A 21635-nucleotide genomic window follows, 5' to 3' on the forward strand; every position below is an offset into this window, starting at 1 on the left:
AGGAAGAAAGACAAAAATTAATCGATCTCCAAGAGGAAAACGAAATTTTAAAAAAGGCGATGCACATCTTCACGCAAGAAAAACAGTAAAATTCGAGTTCATTCATAACCATCGACATGAACACACCATTGTGAAGATGTGCGATGTCTTAGGTGTGTCTACCTCTGGGTATTACCTTTATTTAAGGCGCTTAGAACGTGAAGAAACGGAAAGAGAACGGTGGAATCGGCAGCTGGATGAACGCATTCAATTTCATTTCCATGATAACCTTGGAACTTATGGCAGTCCGCGCATCTATAAAAAGATTACTCAGGAAGACGGCATCCAAGTCTCTCTAAAAAAGGTAACCAATCGCATGAGTGAGTTGGGCCTATATGCAGTCCCTAGTCCGAAATTTATTCATACTACAGATTCAGATCATGATCAAGCTGTCTTCAAAAATGTGCTCAATCGGAACTTTCAGCCTGAAGCGCCAAATAAGGTTTGGGCAACGGATATCACTTATATCCACACAGGAGAAGGATTTCTATACCTTAATCCCATATTGGACCTTTATTCTCGCAGGGTTATTAGTTATGCCATCGATGACCATATGAATCACTCTCTGCCACTCCGAGCGTTAAATGAAGCCTTATCCAAACGACAGCCTAAACACGGCTGGGTCCATCATTCAGATCGAGGATCTCAATACTGTTCCCGCAATTATTTAGATGCCTTAAGACAGGCCGACGCTACTATCAGTATGAGTCGTAAAGCTAATCCTTACGATAACGCTTGTGTAGAGTCCTTTTTTGCCTCCTTGAAAAAGGAATACTTATATAAGTGGGTGTTTAAGACAAAGGCTGAAGCCATTCAAGCTGTTCAATTCTATATTGAATTTTACAATCGGAAACGTATGCACTCCTCATTGGACTACGCCACTCCAATTGAGGTAGAAGTGGCATACATGAAGGCGCAAAAGAAAGACACAACTAAAGATTTCACTACCTCTGCGTAAAGGAACGATTGGTTTTTAATTGTTTCTTTACGCAGAGGCCTCCAAACATCGTCTCAAGACGGTGTGCGGAAGTAAAAACACGCCACTAACTGGTCAATTCGTATCTATTTTATTGACAGAAGTCCACTATCAACCATTTTGTGCATTCTATCAGCCACTTTGCCCTTTCTATCAACCACTCGGTAAAAACCAGGCTCACTCTCTCATAAATGGCTCGGAGATTCTGCCATCTCCTTTAATGCCTCTGCACGGGACACAATAAATCTTCTCATATAGCTTTCTAAAAACAGCTTGTCTGCCAGGATTCCGAGAGGGCCAAAGGGTGACTTGTACTGAAAACGGTCAATCATGAGGGTTCCGCCGTCTTTTTCGATAAATTGATGGGTATGTTCGAAAGAATGAAAGGCTCCTTTGACCATTATGTCGACGAATTGAGTGGGCTTTTCCATCTGTGTAATTTTAGCTGTCAGCCTTTGCTTTATTCCGAGGTGCACGGCTTCCCATATGACGATATCTCCTTCCTCCAGAAGACCTTCCGTCACTCCGCCGACTGCTTTTTCTTTAGTTTGAGACGTCGTCTGAGTGTGTATATCTACGTTTCTTGCGAGATCAAAACACAGTTCGATCGGTGCTTTTATGAATTGTTCATGCTCAATTAAGGGCATAAGTTGGTCCCTCCTTTTCTGTCTATTATAGGTAAAAAGAGTCTGAAAGCCCACGCTTCAAATATTTTAAATTTTTAAATAACCAATTCCCTTCCAATGTTAAAAAGGGTATACTTATTTCATCTTACTAAAAGGAGAAGTTACCTTGAAAAAACTTGCTCTTACCACTTTTGGCGTTCCGGTCTGGAGTTTTGCAATAGGTTGTCTGTTCATTATTCTATCCGGTTTTGGCGGCCGAATCGCATCCAGTCTTTCCAGGCAGGGTCATGAGGATGTGTGGATGGTTTCGGACGAATTAACCCGTGCGTGGACCTACATTCCCTTAATAGTCGGAATTGCTCTTTTAAGCCTGGCCGTCAGCACTTTTTCGATTTCTTATTTCTTTTGGCAGAAACGCATGAGTTGATTCATTTTAACTAGTTTAACAGTTGTATGGAGGAGTCACTATTAAAAATATCCAGATTGGAATAATGTTACTTATACTGAGCGCAATCCTGTACGGCTCTGCCATTATAGCAGCCTCTGTCTACTCGCTTGTTTTATCAGGAGATGGCGGTCCTGGATGGAGTAGAGTGTATGGCATTTTCGGAACCGCTCTAATAGAGGTGGGCGCCATTCCTGTAACCATATCCATTATTTCCTGCTTAATAGGGTTGGGCCTAATCGGCTACAGTTTAAAGAAGAAGTAGGTTTTATAAAGGCGATTACTCTAAAGAGTGATCGTTTTTTTCTTGGGCTTATTCTTTGGGCAATGCTGCTTCTGTTCTAATCTTGGGGCTGAGATAGTCTGTGGAGTTATTCTAGTGAAGGTTATACCTTTTTAGGAAGAAGTGTGAGATTTCTATCAACCGGTTTGATCAATCTATCAACCACTTTTCCCCTTCTATCAACCAAACCGCTCTTGCCTCGCCATTTAGCAGTATCTCGCTTGGATTCTTTGCTGCCCTCTATCGACGAAACTATTCAGGTACTGCCCTTTGGGAAATTACGAAGGGCTCTCCCTACAAAAAAGAAAAAAGCCCGAGGAAACCTCAGACTTTTATCCTTTCAATGAACCTGCCATCATACCGGCAACAAAATAACGCTGCAGGAAGATATAGGCGATAACCATTGGAGCTGACGCTATGATAACTCCTGTGAAGAGCATTGGATAGTTGGTCATATACTCTCCCTGAAATTCCAGCAGAGCAAGCGGCAATGTTTTATAATCCGTGTCTGTAATGAACAGCAACGGATAAAGAAGGTCATTCCATACCATCACGAACAGGAAGATAGCTGTAGCTGAGAGTGATGGAAGCGACAACGGAATGGCCACCTTTGCGTACATCTGCCAGTTGGAGGCACCGTCGATCCGGCTGGCTTCAAACAGCGAGCTTGGCAGTGATTTCATGAAACCTGTCAGGATGAAGACTGCTACAGGCAAGGTGACTGAGATGTTGACCAGGATCAACCCTGTCAGGCTGTTCGTCAGCCCTAGATCAAATACGAGTTGATAGAGCGGAATCATGTTCACTTGCGCAGGAACCATCATGCCTAATGTGAATAAGCCGAACAAAATCCTTCCCGGCCAGCCGGACAGTCGGGTGATGGCAAAGGCGATCAAACTTGAGAAGAATAGGGTCAGGCTTACTCCAAACAAGGTCACGATGACGCTGTTCCAGAAGTAAACACCCATTGATTCTTCAGAAAACATTGTTAGATAATTCCCGAAATTGAAGCTTTCCGGAAGTCCCAGTACATCCTGATACATCTCCGCGTTTGATTTGAAGGTCGCAAAGAAGATGGCGATGACCGGAATGATAATCAGCAAGGCATAAATTACGTTAAGGAAACCTTTTGTTACTTTCATGGATTTCCCCTCCTTTTTTAAAAAAATCTTATATTAGCTTACTGCTCTGTCGGAACGGAGCACTTTGAATTGAATAATGGTAATGACGGCGATCACAATCATGAAAATGACGGATTCCGCTGATGCATAACCAAATTTAAAGCTTCGGAATGCTGTGGAATAAATCAAGGTTGCCAGGATTTCGGTAGAGTAGTTTGGACCTCCGCGAGTCATGGCAAAAATCAGGTCGAACGCCTTGAAGGATTGAATCGTTGTATAGGCAACGACGATGGTTGCAGCTGGTGCGACCAGCGGCCAGGTGACGAAACGGAATCGCTGCCACTTGGAAGCTCCCTCAATCTTAGCCACTTCATAGAGATCATTCGGAATATTCTGAAGTCCAGCGACAAAGATGATTAACATCTGTCCGGTATGCATCCAGACTTGTACAACTGCAATTGAGAAAATCGCAATGTCCTGGTCTCCCAGCCAGTTATGGGTCAGAAAATCCAAGTTGACTCTTTCCAACAAGGTATTTAAGATTCCTAAGTTCGGGTCGTACACGAATGACCAGATAAATGCTACCGACACGGATGACAGAATGGTCGGGAAGAAATATAGGGCTCTCAGGAAGACATTCGTCTTTGTGTTTTTCACGAGATATAAGGCGAAGACTAGTGAGAATAAGGTTTGAAAAACAACAACAAACAGCATAAATTTTACGTTGTTGCCAAGTGCTTTTGCAAAAATCGAATCATTGGTAAAGATCTTTATGTAGTTCTCGACTCCGACAAAGTTATAATCAGGCGTCAACCCGTCCCAATCGGTAAACGAATAGAACAGCGCTGAAAATGTCGGGTAAATAAAAAAGATTGAATATAATATGAGGCCCGGCAGCACAAACAGCAACAGGGCTTTATTTTTCTTAAGATCCATTGAACCCACTCCTTCAAACTCAAAACATTATGTACCAAAAGCGTAAGCGCCTTGATCAGCCCCGACAGGCAAATGTTCCAAAGAGAAAAAAAGGCGGTCTTTCCTTTTATTCTCTTTGGGTTATTTGACCCCGAGGGGCTAGGCGCTGAAGCTGGACGAAACAAAAGCGTAAGCGCCTTGATCAGCCCCGACAGGCAAATGTTCCAAAGAGAAAAAAAGGCGGTCTTTCCTTTTATTCTCTTTGGGTTATTTGACCCCGAGGGGCTAGGCGCTGAAGCTGGACGAAACAAAAGCGTAAGCGCCTCGATCAGCCCCGACAGGCAAATGTTCCAAAGAGAAAAAAAGGCGGTCTTTCCTTTTATTCTCTTTGGGTTATTTGACCCCGAGGGGCTAGGCGCTGAAGCTGGACGAAACAAAAGCGTAAGCGCCTCGATCAGCCCCGACAGGCAAATGTTCCAAAGAGAAAAAAAGGCGGTCTTTCCTTTTATTCTCTTTGGGTTATTTGACCCCGAGGGGCTAGGCGCTGAAACTGGACGAAACAAAAGCGTAAGCGCCTCGATCAGCCCCGACAGGCAAATGTTCCAAAGAGAAAAAAAGGCGGTCTTTCCTTTTATTCTCTTTGGGTTATTTGACCCCGAGGGGCTAGGCGCTGAAACTGGACGAAACAAAAGCGTAAGCGCCTCGATCAGCCCCGACAGGCAAATGTTCCTCAGAGAATAAAAGGTGCTCTTTCCTTTTATTTCTCTGAGGGTTATTTGACCCCGAGGGGCTAGGCGCTGAAGCTGGACGAAACAAAAGCGTAAGCGCCTCGATCAGCCCCGACAGGCAAATGTTCCAAAGAGAAAAAAAGGCGGTCTTTCCTTTTATTCTCTTTGGGTTATTTGACCCCGAGGGGCTAGGCGCTGAAGCTGGATGAAACAAAAGCGTAAGCGCCTCGATCAGCCCCGACAGGCAAATGTTCCTCAGAGAATAAAAGGTGCTCTTTCCTTTTATTTCTCTGAGGGTTATTTGACCCCGAGGGGCTAGGCGCTGAAGCTGGATGAAACAAAAGCGTAAGCGCCTCGATCAGCCCCGACAGGCAAATGTTCCTCAGAGAATAAAAGGTGCTCTTTCCTTTTATTTCTCTGAGGGTTATTTGACCCCGAGGGGCTAGGCGCTGAAGCTGGACGAACCAAAAGCGTAAGCGCCTCGATCAGCCCGACAGGCAGTTGTTCCAAATCATTTCCTAAGTAACAGGAAGAGAGAGAGTCGCCCTCTCTCCCAAATCAGATATTATTGTATCTTTTGGTTTACGATTTCTTGAGCTTCCTGTGCTGCAGTTTCCGGATCTGCGCCGCTCAATACATTTTGTATGGAAGCGATGACCGCTTTCTCTACGTCTGCATCAGGGATCAGGTAACGAGGCTGGAAGCGGGTGTTTTTGTCCATCCATTCTTCCGTCGCCTTCAGTGATTCAGATTCATAATTCACATCAGGAATCGTTAGGGCCTGTCCTGTCTCATTGGCATAATACTCGGCATTTTCCGGCTGTGACAGGAAGTCGATGAACATTTTAGCTTCCTCTTTATTTTCTGACTGGCTGTTGACAGCAAGCATGAAGGTTGTTGTATGGACTCCTTCAAATTCCGCCTCACCGGCAGGAACCGTGATAGGTGCCAGTAAGCCCAGCTCAAGGTCAGGGTTCAAGTCCTTGATGTTCGCCATGGCATAAGAACCTGTTGCGAGCATTGCCGCTTCTTCCTGTGCAACCTGCGCAATGGCTCCTTCATGCTTCATGCCAAGCGCATCCTCGCCGATATATCCTTTATCCATGAGTTCCTGGAATTGAGCCAGTGTATCGACCCACCAGTCATCCGTCAGTTCTGTTTCACCATTCATCATGTCACCAAAGACACCCTCAGGCGCATTGTTCATCATCATCGAATTCATCATTTGCCCAGGTCCGATATCCGCTCCCGGGAATGCGATAGGCGTATAGCCTTCATCTTTCAGAGTCTGGCAAAGCTCGAGGAAGCCTTCCCAGTCATCCGCCGGCTCAAGGCCAAGCTCATCAAAAAGTGTCTTGTTATAGACTGGCTGGTTGTAGACAAGCTGAAGCGGAAGCGCCAATTGCTTTCCATCCGATTGTCCTGCATCAATCAAGCTTTCATTAAAGTTGCCTACCAGCTCTTCTCCCGTCAAGTCTTCAAATAGACCTGCCTTTTGAATAATTTCAAATTGAGATCCGGGAAAGGCTGTGAACACGTCACCAGTCGATCCGTCACGAAGCAGTGTCTGGGCAGTAGATTGATATTTTTCAGAAGGATACACGGTCATTTCGACGCTGATATCCGTATTTTCTTCTTCAAAGCGGCTGATCAATTCCTTAAAGGCTTCAGAATCTTCCCCGCGCCAGTGAATAAAACTGATTTCCTTTGAACCGTCTGCCGATCCGCTTTCAGAAGAGGAGCATCCCGCAAGAAAGCTGGATACCAGCAGAATCAACATCAACAGCAATGATAATGGCTTTTTCATTTTGACATCCCCTTTTGTTTATGATTATTTAAGGTGGGTATTAATAAAATTAATTGTTTATACTATGGCAGCTTTATGATTCTAAGAAGTAAAAATGACTGAGCATTCAGTCGGTAAGATTGTCCATATCCCCCTTTTACATTTTTTCCGACAAGATTTTAGACCTTTTCTATGTATATCTTCCTATGTATGGAACTCTTCATAAAAAGCAATCCTCTCATCCCTTGCCGGGTCTTAATTATTTCATTACCCTGCTCTTCCACCTTCAAAACATGAATTTTCAAAAAAAGTTAAATTTACCACAAAGTTTTTTTCTATAATACGACCGTATTACATTAAATAGGTCAACTGGATCGGCTCTATTTATGGCTGTTTTAATTTTATGGCTTTCCGCTTAATCCTTCTTTTCAAAAGGAAAGAAGGATTAATTAGCAGACAAAGGCAAGATTTTTTTAGAAACTCAGTCACATTTAAAAATAAACAAAAAAAAGAACCAGTCCTGTTTTGGGCTGGTTATTCTTAGTAAGGTTATAGGTTAGTTCTTTTTAAAGCCCATGGGTGAAGGTTTGCTGCGATATACACGATTGGCTGATAAATCATCACCAGTCTTTTCCACTCGCTTGGCGTCTTGTTCAAACATTTCGCGCGCTTTCATAAATAACATTGTCACAGTTTCTCACCCTCCTATAAAAAAGTTAGTTTCTAGTTACCCGGATACTCAGTTTTAAAACCTTATTCTGAGATTTTTTTATTATGATTAATAATCGTAATCCCAGAGCACCTTCCATTCCCCTTTTTCCAAGACGGCATAGCACATCTGTTTAATTTCCAAGACACCGAATTGGCTGTCATACGTCATAGTGATTTCAGCTGAGGTGACGTCTTTAAATACGGGTCCGTCTTTGTTCATTTTCCATTCCTTCAGCTTTTCCATTTTACCGATTTCCACTTCGAACGTTTCCACTTCCATATGACCGAGGAAAACGTGGTTTTTCGTCTGGATATAAGCAGACTTCTTAAACCGTTTTTTCATCTCTGAGTGAAACAGGTCCCACGCCTGACCGAAATCCGCCTCTTGTTCTGCTTCATAAAACTGTTCTATGACGGTTTCCGGTGTATCTGGCGGCGAGCTTCCTCCAGTACATGAACGAATTAACAGGATAACTATAAATAGTAGAATAAGTACGAACACAACCAGGGGGGTTGGTGAGTTTCTTCTCCGCATGGTACTCTCCTTTATTAAAGGCTCTTTTCGAAAACTTTGTGGCTGTACTATTAATTTTTTGAAGGGAGCGCAATAATGAAGCGCTGGATATATCCTGGTAAGCAGGAAAGAAAAGAGCTTCTCTCCTCGTTCAGAATGTAAACCTCAGTATCCAGGGGAAAAATCCGGCTTCTGGGATTTTTCCGAAAGCACCCTTTTATGCGAAAACAGCCTTATTAACAGCGCCATACTCTATAGGTATGACAACCTCTTGGCGGCTATGAGCTAAAATCTTTACGAAGAAGAGATTCACTGCCACTTGGGCAGTGAGATACAGCCGATGTGTTCATTAGAAGCTTCCTATGTGCCACTTGGGCAGTGAGATGCAGCCGATGTGTTCATTAGAAGCTTTCTATGTGCCACTTGGGCAGTGAGATGCAGCCGATGTGTTCATTAAAGGACAGAGACGGTGTTTCCGGAGAAGAGAAGCGCATATCTACGGTGAGAAATTCCCTTTCCTACTGCATTTCCGCTCTGACAATCAATCTGTTTACCGGATTTTCAATAGGATCACAAGTGATCAGAGTTAAGATCTCTTCGTCACTTTCCTGAAGGACGGAAAGATCAGTGGGTTCTACGACTTTTGTATCCGTCACCTTATACTGAAAGGTTCCGGATCTTGTTTTCACTGTAATGGCATCTCCCATTTGTAGCTCTCCCAGCCGATTGAACATTTTTCCCTGTTCCCTGCTTCGGTGGGCGGCAATGGCGCTGTTTCCGGTTTTCCCCGGGATGGCTGTTCCGTTCAAATGGCCAGCTCCGTATTTAAGGTTATACTGTGAAGCCCCGCGCAGAATGGGCAGATTGACATTGATTACATCAATTGTAATGATTCCCAGCATGTTACTGCCCAAAGCATTTTCACTTCTTTCCCTCTCACTGGCAGCCACTTCTGACGTTCTGGCTGAAGGGTTGAACACATCATCCAGGTTGATGTAGCTTGTCTGTGCCGTTTCTTCGGCAGACCCACTTGAAATAGGTCCTTCATTGCTGGTGGAAGCCATTTCAGATTCCCATTGCTTCAGAAGCTTATCCTGATGGTAAGCCTCGACATAATCTGCTGCTTTTGGATAAGCCATAACACCTAATCCACTAAGTATGATGAATATGGAGATTATTTTTTTCATATAGCACCTCATTAATAGAATAGGAGAAGGAGTATTTTCTCCCTCTCCATCTATTTCTTAGTCTTTATGAAACTTTCTGGTTCTCAAGTTTAAGGCACCAAAAGAGATAATCAATAATCCAGCAAGGTAGAATATTGCATCACTGCGGTCCCCTGTGTCAGGAAGCATTCCGCTTTCTTCTGTTGTTTCCCCAATCTCGTCCCCTTCAGGAAAGTTTTCTTCAAGTGACGAAATGATTAAGAAACCTTCTTCGTCCAATTCAAGGTCACTATCCTCAAGGTTTATGGTGTATTCTTCTCCATCTATCTTCAAGAACAGCATCACCACTTCGTTAGAGCTGATTTCCTCGCCGCCTGTCATGAAAACCCCCTCTTCCGTTTTTTCTAAAAGAACCGGGGAGAGATCACTCAGGACTAGTCTGGCAGCTTCCGCCTTTTTACCCTCTGCGGCTTCGATTTTCACTCCTGCTATTTCTTCTCCTCCTAATTCAGGCTGGATCACCAGACCGCCATATAGTATTCGGAAGTTAGAAGAATCTGAGAGGTCAGTGATGAATTCTTCTCCATCAATGACGAGCCTTAATTCCGAGAAGTTTTCCGGATCATAAGCCTCATCCAGAGCGGTTATCCCGCCCAGATCCAGTGCAATTGTGGAACCATCCTCCAGCAGGATTTCGGCTTTCCCCAGTTCGCCTGCCCGCTCAGGAACCTGTACTGCGATTTCAGATACTTTTGTATCAAATGTGACAGATTGTTCCATCCAATTAATGATGGCAAGGCCTGCATCCGGACCAGCTTCTGAGATATCGAAGGTACGGGTTTCACCATCTACTATGACCTCAATGCCACTGACTTCTCCAATCCCTGAGACCTCTTGGCTCATCCATTCTCCACCTTTGAGTTCACCCTTGGCTTTGCTGCCATCTTCAAGGATGAAAGTTACTGCTTCAAGATCGTTTTCCAGCATGGATTTCATTGATTCCTGTGTCATTTCATTCGCTGCTGTACTGCTTTCTTCATTTTCAGCAGGGGTCGTATTATTTCCGTCTGCCGCGGCGGATGATGCTCCCGCAATGTTTAAAAGAATTAGGGATAGAACTAACATTAAAGCCAATCTTTTTGGTTGTTTTTTATTCAATCTTCCTACCTCTTTTCTATAGTTTTTTAAAATTTAATTCGCGAAACATTCAGTCTTTTAAAATCAAACATTTCCTCCTTTCGATCGTCCATTACAATTGGCGGTCTTGTCATGCTGATTATGTATGTAATGGTCTCTTGGTTGGTTGCCGGCTTACAATGAAACGTTACCCGTCGAAATCCAGCGTAAACCAGCAATTCTTATTTTTGGAAAAATACCACGACCATAGTCTAATGCTGTTGAACCGGTTTATCTTCATCATAGAATGTATATATATAATTAAAAGTAGATTCCGGGAGGCTGCTTCCATGAAAACCTTGGCTTCACTTCGACGTTACTGGCACAACTTCATGGTCGGATACAATAAGACTATTTTAGAAGGGTGTCTGGATAAGGACCTGAGAACCCAAATCAGAAGCAAGATTGAATACCACCGGTTGAAAGTCATTGGAGATTGAACGAGAATTTCCTATACCGCTTTAAGGCACGAAGAAGGACGCTCTCTTCGTGCCTTAAAACGGTACTCATACATAAAGGACTTATTCCACTTGAATTCTTTAATGAATGTATTAAGATGGAACAAGCTGCACCTGTGGAAATTTCCCTGCCTCAAAACGTTTAACTTTAGGCGGGATTAGGCATATAATGAGAGAAGCAAGTCATATACCTACAGGGGAAATAAAACTTGAAATGGGAATGATGTCTATGATCGATAACAAGAAAATACATGATAAATTATTGAAAGTTGTGAAGACTGAAAACATTAAAGTCGATGAAATGCTGAGAGACCACCTTTATACCAAGCTTGGCGGAAAAGCGGATTTCTTCATTACTCCGACAACGTATGAAGAGATTCAAAACGTCGTGAAGCTTTCTAATGAAGAAAATATTCCTTTCACCCTTCTTGGAAATGGGTCCAACCTGATCATCAAGGACGGCGGCATCCGCGGAATTGTCATCAACCTGAAGCACCTTGATGACATCTCAACTGACGGGGAGATACTCGTTGCGCAAAGCGGCGCGCGTATAATTGATGCTTCGCGCAGGGCCTTGGCTGAAAGCTTATCCGGCCTGGAGTTTGCCTGCGGAATTCCGGGTACGGTCGGCGGCGCCCTTTACATGAACGCCGGTGCCTATGGCGGTGAAATCAAGGATGTCCTTGATTATGCCTATGTCGTGGACAAAGAGGGAAACCTTGTGAAACGCCTGGCGTCTGAGCTGGACCTCGATTACAGAACAAGCAATATCCCGGACAACGGTGATATTGTGTTGGAAGCTACTTTTAAACTAAAGCCTGCCGAGTACCAGGAAATCAAAGACGTGATGGATGATCTTACTTATAAGCGCGAGTCCAAACAGCCGCTTGAGTTCCCTTCCTGCGGTTCTGTGTTCAAGCGTCCTCCCGGCTACTTTGCCGGAAAGCTGATTCAGGACAGCCAGCTGCAGGGCACGAACATTGGAGGTGCCGAGGTTTCCACTAAGCATGCCGGATTTATCGTCAATAAAGATAATGCGACCGCAAGGGATTATATCTCATTGATTGAGCATGTCCAGAAGACTGTGAAAGAAAAGTTCGATGTGGAGCTAGAGCGTGAAGTAAGGATTATTGGTGAGGATTTGGAATAGGATAATGCAAAGAAGGTTCTCTTTTTTTAAAGGAGAGCCTTCTTTTTTAAAGGCTCTTTTCGTAAACTTTGTTGCTATTTCAGACCAATTCCGAAAAAATAACGATATTTACCGGAATAATCTCGTAAACAGGAAAAGAAAAGAGCTGCTCTCTCAGATTTGAGAAAAACCCTTAGTATACGGGGGAAAATCCGGGTCTTGGGATTTTCCCGAAAGCAACAATGTAGGCGAATACAACATTTTTTAAAAAGTTTTATTTACTGTTACTTCTAACTCTTTTCTATTCATTTTAATAAAACTGCCTTCTTATATAAGTTAAAATGACACTTACTACTATGATGATTAAAAACTGCCATTTTCCAGAAATCTCGCTGTTTCTTACTCTTAATCGAACGAAAAGCCTCAAAACTCCAAAAACCAATCCAACTATTATAAATGTTATGATATATTCCATTACTGCCTCCTTTCCATACGAACTATAAATAAAGTGATTGGTAAGACAATATTCTTATCTTTTCACTTCCCCCATTTTCCATTTTTAAACAGATTGAATTAACTTCCACTCTTTAAAGAACTTTAACAAAGTGGCTTTAAATTCTTTAAATCCCATCAATCAACCTTCTCCAAAAATGGTAAACTATTGATGAAGCTTCTTAGATTGCGAGGTATTTTCGATGCCCGATTGGTCCTATCATGTTATTTTCAAACCTATATTAAATAAAGTCTCACCTGTGTCTTCACGGGGATTTATACATAGGGGGATGAACCGCATTGCCTCTCTCCCGTTTGGCTCTCATATCATTAACTTTTTGGGCAGGGAGGAAAGTGCTCCATCGCTGTCCCGAAATATAGACGGCCTCTCCTTTTCAAACCCGGTTGGACTCTCCGGGAAGGTGGACCCGGAGCTTTCCGGAACCAAAGCTTTTACCAATTTAGGATTCGGTTTTCTGGAGGCCGGCCCCGTGTCGCTAATGGGTTCGGAGCCGCTCAGCTCACCTGTAGTAGACAATGATAACCAGTATATCCACTTTCCTGAAGAAGGATCGGCTGGGCTGGATTTTGTAAAAGAGAGAGTGAAAAGCGCCAGGAGAAAACAGCCCTTATTTTTCAGGCTGGCTGGAAGCTCTATCGAGGTTCAAACCATGATTGATCAGCTGGCGGACAGTGCTGATGGATTTATTTTGGAGGATCCCCATTTTGCGCTGAACACCGAAAAACCAATTTATCTCTCTATCTCTGATCCCGGCAGTGTAGATTTTAAGAGTTTGGAGCACTATTCTGGTATCGTCTTGGAGCTCCATGAAAAATACAGCAAGAAAAGCAGTCTGATGGTGAAACATTTGCGGGAAAGAGGATACTCTAACACCATTATCACCTCAGGTTCGGTACGGGAACCTCAAGATGCTTTGGAGCTGTTGGATTCCGGCGCTGACTTGGTGATGTTAAGCGGGGGTTATGTTTTTTCAGGTCCTGGGCTTACAAAACGGATTAAGGAAGCCCTTGTTTCAAGAGAACAGCCTCTTCCGCCGCCACAAGGCTGGTTTGCCTACTGGATTTTCGGATTGTTTATTTTCCTTGGCGGAGTGCTTGCCCTTTTGTTCAGTCTCACTTCAATTCTATTACCTTATGACGAGCTGTTTCTTGGCATGAACCGGGAAAACATTTGGGCGTACAATGAGCGGATCATGTTATTCATGGCCCACGACAGGATGACGCTTGCAGGGACGATGATTTCCGGCGGGATTGTTTATATGAATCTGGCAAAGCATGGAGTAAAAAAACAGTTAAAGTGGGCAAAACAAGCCATTGATGCTCCTGCTATCCTTGGTTTTCTGGGAATCTTTCTGTTTATCGGTTTTGGTTATTTCGATTGGCTTCATTTGATTTTTTGGCTGGTGCTGCTGCCCTTTTATATGTATGGCTATATTAAAACCAAGGGAATATCCGGGACGCCTTCTTCCAGCAACCGGAGGAATCATTCTATTTGGAAGGCATCACTCGTAGGGCAGTTTTTATTTGTGGTGCTGGGGTTTTCATTTGTTCTTGGCGGAATGGTCATTTCATCTTTCGGTGTAACATCCGTTTTCGTTCCGACTGACCTTCTCTATTTATGTATGACACCTGATCAGCTGGAGGATTTCAACAGCAAGCTGATCCCTGTTATCGCTCATGACCGGGCCGGGTTTGGAAGTGCCTTGTTAAGTGTCGGGCTGCTCGTTCTTCTGCTCGCTTTATGGGGCTTTCAACAAGGCAAGAAATGGATATGGCGCACCTTCCTTTTTGGCGGACTGCCGGCGTTCATTGCAGGAATTTATGTTCATTTTGCGATTGGCTATACGAGCTTCATCCACTTGCTGCCTGCATATTTTGCAATAGGGCTGTATCTTGGCGGGCTGGTGATGACTTATCGGTTTTTTCATAGGGTGGAGGATATTTGTGATTAAGTATGGTAAGAGCTTGGTGTATGGGGGTGAAACTACTTATAGTTTCTTTCCTTTTTTATGTTCGTATGGTTTCTTGTTCTTTACCGTGTCATAGTGCAGTGCGCTTGGGGCAGGTGTTGGTGTTTTGCCTTGCGGGTTGACCGAGGTTGTGCACTCTTCGGTCGGGAGCTGGCGTTTTTCCTTGGGAGTTGACCGAGGTTGCGGGCACTTCGGTCGGGAGCTTCTGTTTTGCCTGGGCAGTTGACCGAGGTTGCATGCTCTTCGGACGGGAGGTACTGTTTTGCCTGGGCAGTTGACCGAGGTTGCGCACTCTTCGGTCGCGAGCTGGCGTTTTTCCTTGGGAGTTGACCGAGGTTGCATGCTCTTCGGTCGGGAGCTGGCGTTTTTCCTTGCGGGTTGACCGAGGTTGCGCACTCTTCGGTCGGGAGCTGGCGTTTTTCCTTGTGGGTTGACCGAGGTTGTGCACTCTTCGGTCGGGAGCTGGCGTTTCTCCTTGCGGGTTGACCGAGGTTGTGCACTCTTCGGTCGGGAGCTGGCGTTTTTCCTTGGGAGTTGACCGAGGTTGCATGCTCTTCGGTCGGGAGCTGGCATTTTTCCTTGCGGGTTGACCGAGGTTGTGCACTCTTCGGTCGGGAGCTGGCGTTTTTCCTTGCGGGTTGACCGAGGTTGCGCACACTTCGGTCGGGAGCTGGCGTTTTTCCTTGGGAGTTGACCGAGGTTGTGCACTCTTCGGTCGGGAGCCGGCGTTTTTCCTTGCGGGTTGACCGAGGTTGTGCACTCTTCGGTCGGGAGCTGGCGTTTTTCCTTGGGAGTTGACCGAGGTTGCGCACTCTTCGGTCGGGAGCTGGCGTTTTTCCTTGCGGGTTGACCGAGGTTGCAGGCACTTCGGTCGGGAGCTGGCGTTTTTCCTTGCGGGTTGACCGAGGTTGYGCACTCTTCGGTCGGGAGCTGGCGTTTTTCCTTGCGGNCTTCGGTCGGGAGCTGGCGTTTTTCCTTGCGGGTTGACCGAGGTTGCGCACTCTTCGGTCGGGAGCTGGCGTTTTTCCTTGCGGGTTGACCGAGGTTGCGCACTCTTCGGTCGGGAGCTGGCGTTTTTCCTTGCGGGTTGACCGAGGTTGCGCACTCTTCGGTCGGGAGCTGCTGTTTTCGCTTGGCACTTGACCGAGGTTGTGCACTCTTCGGTCGGGAGCTGGCGTTTTTCCTTGGGAGTTGACCGAGGTTGTGCACTCTTCGGTCGGGAGCTGGGATTTTTCCTTGCGGGTTGACCGAGGTTGCAGGCACTTCGGACGGGAGGTACTGTTTTGCCTGGGCAGTTGACCGAGGTTGTGCACTCTTCGGTCGGGATACGCAAATTTGTTGTCAAGCTTGACCGAGGTTCCACGCGCTTCAGTCGAGAGTTGCTGTCTTCCCTGGAAAGTTAACCGAAGTTTTAAACTCTAAATCTAATCCGCTTTTTTCTCCCTATGGAGTCGCCCCGTGAAAAATTGAGTATAAGATTAGCCAGAGGGATTTCCCTTAATCCCTACAGTAAACTACATTAATCCCCTTAAAATACCGCCCCGGTTACTCATAATACGACCAAGTCTTCTAATTCCCGCCGAGGACCCCACCCCTCGACATATTTCCCCGGAAATTGTAGGATTTTTTGTTGTTTATATAGTGTTTCATCACGGGTATTTAACGTATAAACCAAAAACTAGGCCAAATGGAATACAGTTCTTCATCAAGAAATCCATAAATACTATTAAAAGTAAAGGAGCGGTTCTTATGAAGATTAAAGTGAAAAGCTGGAGAATGCTTACGGCACAGGATAAAATGTTCATTTTGAAAGCGATAAGCCAGCGCTCAATGTTAAAACAAAGTGCCTGAGGGAACACCTTCTATTTCTCTGGTCAACGGCCGGCCTAGTTATACTTTTCCTACTGCCTGCAACTTATTTTCCTGCCAAAAAATCAGGCTTTCCAATCTTCTCTAATAAGTAATTCGGCACAAAAAACCTCGCTGTCATAAGCGGATCTACAATTTGTGAAATCTGCGATTGTCCTGCTGCGCTGAACAGCATTGTCAATTCACTAAGAGTGAGGTCTGTTTGCGGTAAAAGAGTATCAATCATGATTTCGACTCCACTCTTGGCTGCTTCATCCACTGTTTCCTTGGAGACAATCACTGCTAGTCCTTCATCATTTTGAACAAATGGATAAGGTATGGAACTGCCTTTTAGAACCTCTAGTGACACGGTCACTTTCCCGGCAATTTCAATTCCGGATACACTGATTTCTCCATCACCCATTGCGGCGTGAAGATCGCCTAGACCAAACAAGGCCCCTTCTTGAAAAACTGGCAGATAGAGTGTGCTTCCTTCTGCAATCAATTTCGTATCCATGTTTCCTCCATGCGCCCCCGGTGTACCATTGGAAATCTCTCCTTCTTCAGGCGCCACTCCTATTACACCGATCATCGGATTAAGAGGAATTCTTATTTCATCGTTAAAAACAGCCTCTTTCCCTTCAATAGTAATCATCTTTACTTCAGACTCTTCTATTCTGTGCCCCATGACCCCAAGTCCAGGTTCGACCATCATTACCCCATTGTCAGCGAGCTCAATTTTATCGATTGTCACTTTTAAAATATCACCAGGCTTTGCTTCTTTTACATAGACAGCCCCCGTTGCCGGATTCACCTGATTCCAGTCCAGTTTCTTTAGTTCTGTTTCTTCCGAAGTGATTTGATCTTTAAAGCAGTCATAGGTTTCGATTGTAAGGGTTGTACCGGATGATATTTTCTGGCTAATCTTATTTTCCTTGCTGAAAGAATAAAAGAAATTTTCTTTTTGAATAGTAGTCATTGAAACCCCTTCTTTCTGAATTTTCTTTTACTTTACTATATTTCTTTTATAATTGCCTATAATAAGTTTTAGTAGGTAAAAAAGGAGGTTTCCCAAATGGACCTTAAGCACATTCTTAATGAAGTGGCGGAACGCATTAAGAAATCAGATGAATTTAAACAGCTGGATAAAGAGGAGCAGCAGCGTTTTGGACAAGTGGTGAATCAAGATTTTCTCAGTTTGAAGTCAGGGGGAGATGTTCCTGCCGTCGATTATTCGGCACAGACAAATGGACAAGCTCTTCAATTAAAAGTGTCCTTAAAGGGAGCGAGACCTCCCATTTGGAGAAGACTGCTTGTTTCCGATACCCTTACCCTTCACCAGCTGCATGAAGTCATTCAAGCTGCTATGGGCTGGACTAATTATCATCTTTATGATTTTCAATATGGTGATATCTACTTTGAGGAGATGGAGGAAGAAGTTGAACAGGGCTCGTCAAATTTCAGAAAAATTCACGATTCCAATGAAGCTTTAATAGGAAATGTACTAGTGAAAGAGGGCCAAAAGCTGGAGTACACCTATGACTTCTCGAACAATTGGGAACACACAATTCTTTTAGAAAAAAAAGAGGACAAGGAAGCTGCTGAGCCTCTCTGTCTAAAAGGCCGGCGAGCCAATCCCCCTGAAGCAGTTGGTGGTGTGCAAAACTATAATCATGCCTTAAAGCTTTTGGATGACCCGGCTGCCCACGGTGAGAAAGTTGAATTTTACAGAGACTTGTTCGCAGGACAGGACCCCGGGCACTTTGACCTTGGGGAAACAAATGAGGAGCTGAGGATGAGCCTAGACTCTAAGCAATTTCCCTTGTAATTCCAGCGGTGATCTCCTTTCTCAACGTTTATTCATTACACCAGCGGGAATGTAATGATTGACTATCCGATTTGAAAGGAGAAACAACATTGAAAAATTTCCGCGTGGAATTCCACTTTGATAACGAGAACATGGTTACCTTTTTTATAGAAGAAAGAACGGAAGCAACGGTGCTTCATAAGGTTTTCGGCAACAACTCGAATTATTTTGATTTTAAGGAAAATAATGAGCTGTATCGAATCGTGCTGGATAAGGTAACGCATGTTGCTGTAAAAGAGCATCAGGAATAAAAAAGCGCAAGCGCCTTGGTCAGCCCCGACAGGCAAATGTTCCAAAGAGAAAAAAAGGCGACCTTTCCTTTTATTCTCTTTGGGTTATTTGACCCCGAGGGGCTAGGCGCTGGAGCTGGATTGCCTAAAAAGCGCAAGCGCCTTGGTCAGCCCCGACAGGCAAATGTTCCAAAGAGAAAAAAAGGCGACCTTTCCTTTTATTCTCTTTGGGTTATTTGACCCCGAGGGGCTAGGCGCTGGAGCTGGCATCAAAAACGCTGCCTAATTTTCAATCTAAAAATTTTATACTTTCTTATCTATAAGAACAGCAGTCCGTTAAGAAGACCGGACTGCTGTTTTATTATTGTTCGTTCACGGCCACTTGATTCCTGCCGTTATTTTTTGCTTCATATAAGGCTTTGTCTGCCCTGTTTAAGAGGCTGTCCAATGTGTCCCCTTTTTGTAACTCGGCCACTCCGAAGCTGGCTGTCAGACCCTTGATTGTTTTATAGTCGTGCTGTGAGATATGCTTTCTGATTTTTTCAGCAAGAAGCCTGGCTTTCCTGATATCTCTATTTTTTAACAGCAGCATGAATTCTTCTCCGCCCCAGCGGCCAAGCAGATCTTCCTTTTCCAGCACTTCCAGAGTCTTGTTGGTGAACTCCTTCAAAACTGTATCCCCTGCGGTATGTCCGTAAGTATCATTAATTTGTTTGAAGTGATCGATATCCAAGTAGATAATAGAAAGCTTCTGTTCCCTTTCCAGCCCTTTCATCAATTCCTTATCGATTTTCCTTCTATTAGGAAGGCCGGTTAAGTAGTCTGTGTTGGCCATTTCCTCTAGCACCTCGGCTTTGATGTAGCTTTGCTTTACTGTGTGAAGGAAAAATAAGGTGACAAGGAAAACAAGATTGGCGAAAAAATAGTGAGTGAGTAGGGATACGGCTGGTGTTCCCATAAGGTCGGGAAGTTTGTAAATTCCTACACCCAGGAACCAGACATAGGTGGCTGCTGTCACGATGAGGGCCCATCTGATGTTCAGGAGAAAGAACAGGAACATATAAAACATCGGCATCCAGAAAGTAAAGGGGCCGAGGGACATCGTTTGTTCCAGCTCGTAAGTCACAATATAGGTGAACTTCATCGCACTTACTATGCATGTGGCTATAATCATGAACTTTTCAACTGTTTCTACCCAGGGCTTCTTGAAGAAAAGAACGTAGATAGAGACAGCATAGAGTGTGGTAAGAGTTGGTAAAATAACAAGGTTGACAGGATCAGGATTAACCTCTTGGCTTTCACCGTACCACCCAAGGCTTGCTACAGATAGAAAAACCGGCAGCAAAACGGCGTAAAATCGATATTTCAATTTCTGAAGTGACAACGGAATGGCGTTTGTCATGGCTCTTCTCTCCCTAACTCGTCTAATCTAAGGCAAATTAAAAACGCACTCAAAAGGGCGCGCTGTACATGTTTATGCAACTGGCTGGCATATCCTTGGCGGATTATAGCCCCTGTAGTTTTGCGTCCCAGCCTTTCGACTGATTTGCCCAATATTCATCTCTGCTAGTTCTTATTACCTATATTTTACACTTGCTGCTTAGTGAATACAAGTTGCAGATTTCGTTTTAGTACATTTTAGAACTGCCGTTTCTTTTAAAGGGACGGAGAAATAGGCACATTGTTTCATTCCACGTTGAATTGAATTAGGGAGCTTTTTCTCGTGTCTGGTTACACTGAACATCAATTCTTCATCCTCCTCTCCTAAATTCCTTGGCTCCTTCTTAACCAATATGCGAGGCTAAAACTTTTACCTATTGTAAATATCTGGCGGGACGAGGGACCTGTCCCTGTGTCCCACCTGTGTCCCAAAATGACCCAATTTTTCACTTATACATACAATGTTAAAAATTACACTAATATTTTTTGCGTTTTTTTGCTATAATAGACAATCGTAAGAGAAATGGCATATTGCATTTATATCTTGCAAATATAAATCGATAGGTGGAATTGAATATGAGCGAAACAAAACCTTACAGAGTCCTTCTGTATTATAACTATGTAACTATTGAGGATCCTGAGGCTTACACGAAGTATCACAAGAAACGTTGTGAAGAAATGGGGCTTAAAGGCCGTATATTAATTGCTTCTGAAGGAATCAACGGAACGGTTTCCGGTACGGTTGAAGCCACAGATCAATATATGGAAATGATGAAGAATGATCACCGCTTCCATGATACCATTTTTAAAATTGATGAAGTGGATGAACATGCTTTTAAGAAATTAAAAGTCAAATATCGCCAGGAGTTGGTGACACTTCGTCTTGAAGACGATGTCAACCCTCATGAAATCACTGGTGAGTACTTGAGTCCGAAAGATTTCTATGAGCAGATTCAGCGTGAAGATACCATCTTGCTAGATGCAAGAAATGATTATGAATATGACTTGGGACACTTCAGAGGTGCGATCAGACCGGATATCGAGAACTTCCGTGATCTTCCTGACTGGGTCCGTGATAATAAAGAAATGCTGGAAGGCAAAAAAGTCATCACTTACTGCACAGGCGGTATCCGCTGCGAGAAATTCTCAGGCTGGCTGAAGCGTGAAGGCTTCGAGGATGTTGCCCAGCTGCACGGCGGAATCGTGACATACGGTTATGACCCTGAGGTTCAAGGTGACCTGTGGGACGGACAGTTGTATGTATTTGATGAGCGGATTGCTGTGCCGGTAAACCGCAAAGAACATGTGGTTGTCGGGAAAGATTACTATACGGGTGAGCCTTGTGAGCGCTATGTGAACTGTGCGTACCCACCATGCAACAAGAAAATTCTTTGCTCTGAAGAAAACGAGCATAAATATATGAGAAGCTGTTCTCACGAATGCCGTACTCATGAAGAGAACCGCTACGTGATGGAGCATAACCTCTCACAAGAAGAAGTAGCAGAAAGACTGAAACGAATTGAAGAAGAAGATCATGCGGTGAATGCATAATCCTTTATAAGATAAAGCTTGAGGGCCCCGGCTCTCAAGCCTTTTTTGTGTCTATAGGTTTAGGAGCTATTCAGCCGGGTAATTCCATTATAACGAACACTTTTCATTCCAGCTCGTATTCAGACCTCCGACATAATGAAACA

Annotated in this window: 20 protein-coding genes and 1 riboswitch; of the genes, 10 read left to right on the forward strand and 10 right to left on the reverse strand. The window is 44.1% G+C overall.

Features of this window, described 5'->3' with window-relative positions; translation table 11 throughout:
* The first annotated feature begins 16 nt into the window (after positions 1–16).
* A complete protein-coding gene (locus tag FZC78_RS07900; protein WP_148939126.1) occupies positions 17–997 on the forward strand; it encodes an IS3 family transposase in 981 nt (326 codons plus the stop codon).
* A gap of 203 nt (positions 998–1200) precedes the next feature.
* Here FZC78_RS07900 and FZC78_RS07905 read toward each other — a convergent pair whose 3' ends face one another.
* Complete coding sequence (locus tag FZC78_RS07905) at positions 1201–1662, reverse strand: SRPBCC family protein (protein WP_148939128.1); 462 nt, start codon at positions 1660–1662, stop codon at positions 1201–1203.
* Positions 1663–1807: 145 nt separating this feature from the next.
* Here FZC78_RS07905 and FZC78_RS07910 point away from each other — a divergent pair, with 145 nt between their 5' ends.
* Complete coding sequence (locus FZC78_RS07910) at positions 1808–2068, forward strand: hypothetical protein (RefSeq protein WP_148939130.1); 261 nt, start codon at positions 1808–1810, stop codon at positions 2066–2068.
* Positions 2069–2132: 64 nt separating this feature from the next.
* Entirely contained in the window at positions 2133–2351 is a 219-nt protein-coding gene (locus tag FZC78_RS07915) for a hypothetical protein (protein ID WP_148939131.1), read from the forward strand.
* 350 nt (positions 2352–2701) lie between these two features.
* On the opposite strand, the gene FZC78_RS07920 is transcribed toward FZC78_RS07915, so the two are convergent.
* Both FZC78_RS07920 and FZC78_RS07925 read right to left on the reverse strand, forming a co-directional pair.
* Complete coding sequence (locus FZC78_RS07920) at positions 2702–3511, reverse strand: carbohydrate ABC transporter permease (RefSeq protein ID WP_148939133.1); 810 nt, start codon at positions 3509–3511, stop codon at positions 2702–2704.
* A gap of 33 nt (positions 3512–3544) precedes the next feature.
* Entirely contained in the window at positions 3545–4426 is an 882-nt protein-coding gene (locus FZC78_RS07925; RefSeq protein ID WP_148939135.1) for a carbohydrate ABC transporter permease, read from the reverse strand.
* A 51-nt stretch (positions 4427–4477) separates the two neighbouring features.
* Here FZC78_RS07925 and FZC78_RS24215 point away from each other — a divergent pair, with 51 nt between their 5' ends.
* On the forward strand, positions 4478–5146 hold the full coding sequence (locus tag FZC78_RS24215; protein ID WP_252183543.1) for a hypothetical protein: 669 nt from the start codon (positions 4478–4480) through the stop codon (positions 5144–5146).
* 552 nt (positions 5147–5698) lie between these two features.
* Here the strand turns inward: FZC78_RS24215 and FZC78_RS07945 are convergent.
* From FZC78_RS07945 to FZC78_RS07960, 5 genes are all read right to left on the reverse strand, one after another.
* On the reverse strand, positions 5699–6940 hold the full coding sequence (locus FZC78_RS07945; RefSeq protein WP_187444848.1) for an ABC transporter substrate-binding protein: 1242 nt from the start codon (positions 6938–6940) through the stop codon (positions 5699–5701).
* 535 nt (positions 6941–7475) lie between these two features.
* Entirely contained in the window at positions 7476–7610 is a 135-nt protein-coding gene (locus FZC78_RS24535; RefSeq protein ID WP_286365479.1) for a hypothetical protein, read from the reverse strand.
* Between the two features lie 87 nt (positions 7611–7697).
* Positions 7698–8165, reverse strand: a complete 468-nt coding sequence (locus tag FZC78_RS07950) for a hypothetical protein (protein WP_148939137.1) — start codon at positions 8163–8165, stop codon at positions 7698–7700.
* A gap of 497 nt (positions 8166–8662) precedes the next feature.
* A complete protein-coding gene (locus FZC78_RS07955; protein ID WP_187444849.1) occupies positions 8663–9331 on the reverse strand; it encodes a class D sortase in 669 nt (222 codons plus the stop codon).
* A gap of 57 nt (positions 9332–9388) precedes the next feature.
* Complete coding sequence (locus FZC78_RS07960) at positions 9389–10468, reverse strand: LPXTG cell wall anchor domain-containing protein (protein ID WP_148939141.1); 1080 nt, start codon at positions 10466–10468, stop codon at positions 9389–9391.
* A gap of 308 nt (positions 10469–10776) precedes the next feature.
* On the opposite strand from FZC78_RS07960, the gene FZC78_RS23565 reads away from it, so the two are divergent.
* The 3 genes from FZC78_RS23565 to FZC78_RS07970 all read left to right on the forward strand — a co-directional run bounded on the left by FZC78_RS23565 (position 10777) and on the right by FZC78_RS07970 (position 14538).
* Positions 10777–10926, forward strand: coding sequence for a hypothetical protein (locus FZC78_RS23565; protein WP_187444850.1), 150 nt, complete (start codon positions 10777–10779; stop codon positions 10924–10926).
* A gap of 247 nt (positions 10927–11173) precedes the next feature.
* Positions 11174–12094 carry a UDP-N-acetylmuramate dehydrogenase gene (murB, locus tag FZC78_RS07965; RefSeq protein ID WP_148939506.1) on the forward strand — a complete coding sequence of 307 codons (921 nt, stop codon included), beginning with the start codon at positions 11174–11176 and terminating at the stop codon, positions 12092–12094.
* A 761-nt stretch (positions 12095–12855) separates the two neighbouring features.
* On the forward strand, positions 12856–14538 hold the full coding sequence (locus tag FZC78_RS07970) for a dihydroorotate dehydrogenase (protein WP_435874047.1): 1683 nt from the start codon (positions 12856–12858) through the stop codon (positions 14536–14538).
* 1933 nt (positions 14539–16471) lie between these two features.
* On the opposite strand, the gene FZC78_RS07975 is transcribed toward FZC78_RS07970, so the two are convergent.
* Complete coding sequence (locus tag FZC78_RS07975) at positions 16472–17383, reverse strand: acetamidase/formamidase family protein (protein WP_148939145.1); 912 nt, start codon at positions 17381–17383, stop codon at positions 16472–16474.
* 96 nt (positions 17384–17479) lie between these two features.
* On the opposite strand from FZC78_RS07975, the gene FZC78_RS07980 reads away from it, so the two are divergent.
* Both FZC78_RS07980 and FZC78_RS07985 read left to right on the forward strand, forming a co-directional pair.
* Entirely contained in the window at positions 17480–18232 is a 753-nt protein-coding gene (locus tag FZC78_RS07980) for a plasmid pRiA4b ORF-3 family protein (RefSeq protein ID WP_148939147.1), read from the forward strand.
* Between the two features lie 89 nt (positions 18233–18321).
* Positions 18322–18522, forward strand: a complete 201-nt coding sequence (locus FZC78_RS07985) for a hypothetical protein (protein ID WP_148939149.1) — start codon at positions 18322–18324, stop codon at positions 18520–18522.
* A 340-nt stretch (positions 18523–18862) separates the two neighbouring features.
* Here FZC78_RS07985 and FZC78_RS07990 read toward each other — a convergent pair whose 3' ends face one another.
* The gene (locus tag FZC78_RS07990; RefSeq protein ID WP_148939151.1) at positions 18863–19903 is read right to left on the reverse strand and encodes a GGDEF domain-containing protein; all 1041 of its coding nucleotides are present in this window, start codon (positions 19901–19903) and stop codon (positions 18863–18865) included.
* A gap of 72 nt (positions 19904–19975) precedes the next feature.
* Positions 19976–20062: riboswitch (cyclic di-GMP riboswitch) on the reverse strand.
* A gap of 455 nt (positions 20063–20517) precedes the next feature.
* Here FZC78_RS07990 and FZC78_RS07995 point away from each other — a divergent pair.
* Positions 20518–21492 carry a rhodanese-related sulfurtransferase gene (locus tag FZC78_RS07995; RefSeq protein ID WP_148939153.1) on the forward strand — a complete coding sequence of 325 codons (975 nt, stop codon included), beginning with the start codon at positions 20518–20520 and terminating at the stop codon, positions 21490–21492.
* Positions 21493–21635 lie beyond the last annotated feature (143 nt).

This window comes from Rossellomorea vietnamensis (genome assembly GCF_008180415.1).
In the GTDB taxonomy this organism is placed as follows: Bacteria; Bacillota; Bacilli; order Bacillales; family Bacillaceae_B; genus Rossellomorea; species Rossellomorea vietnamensis_C.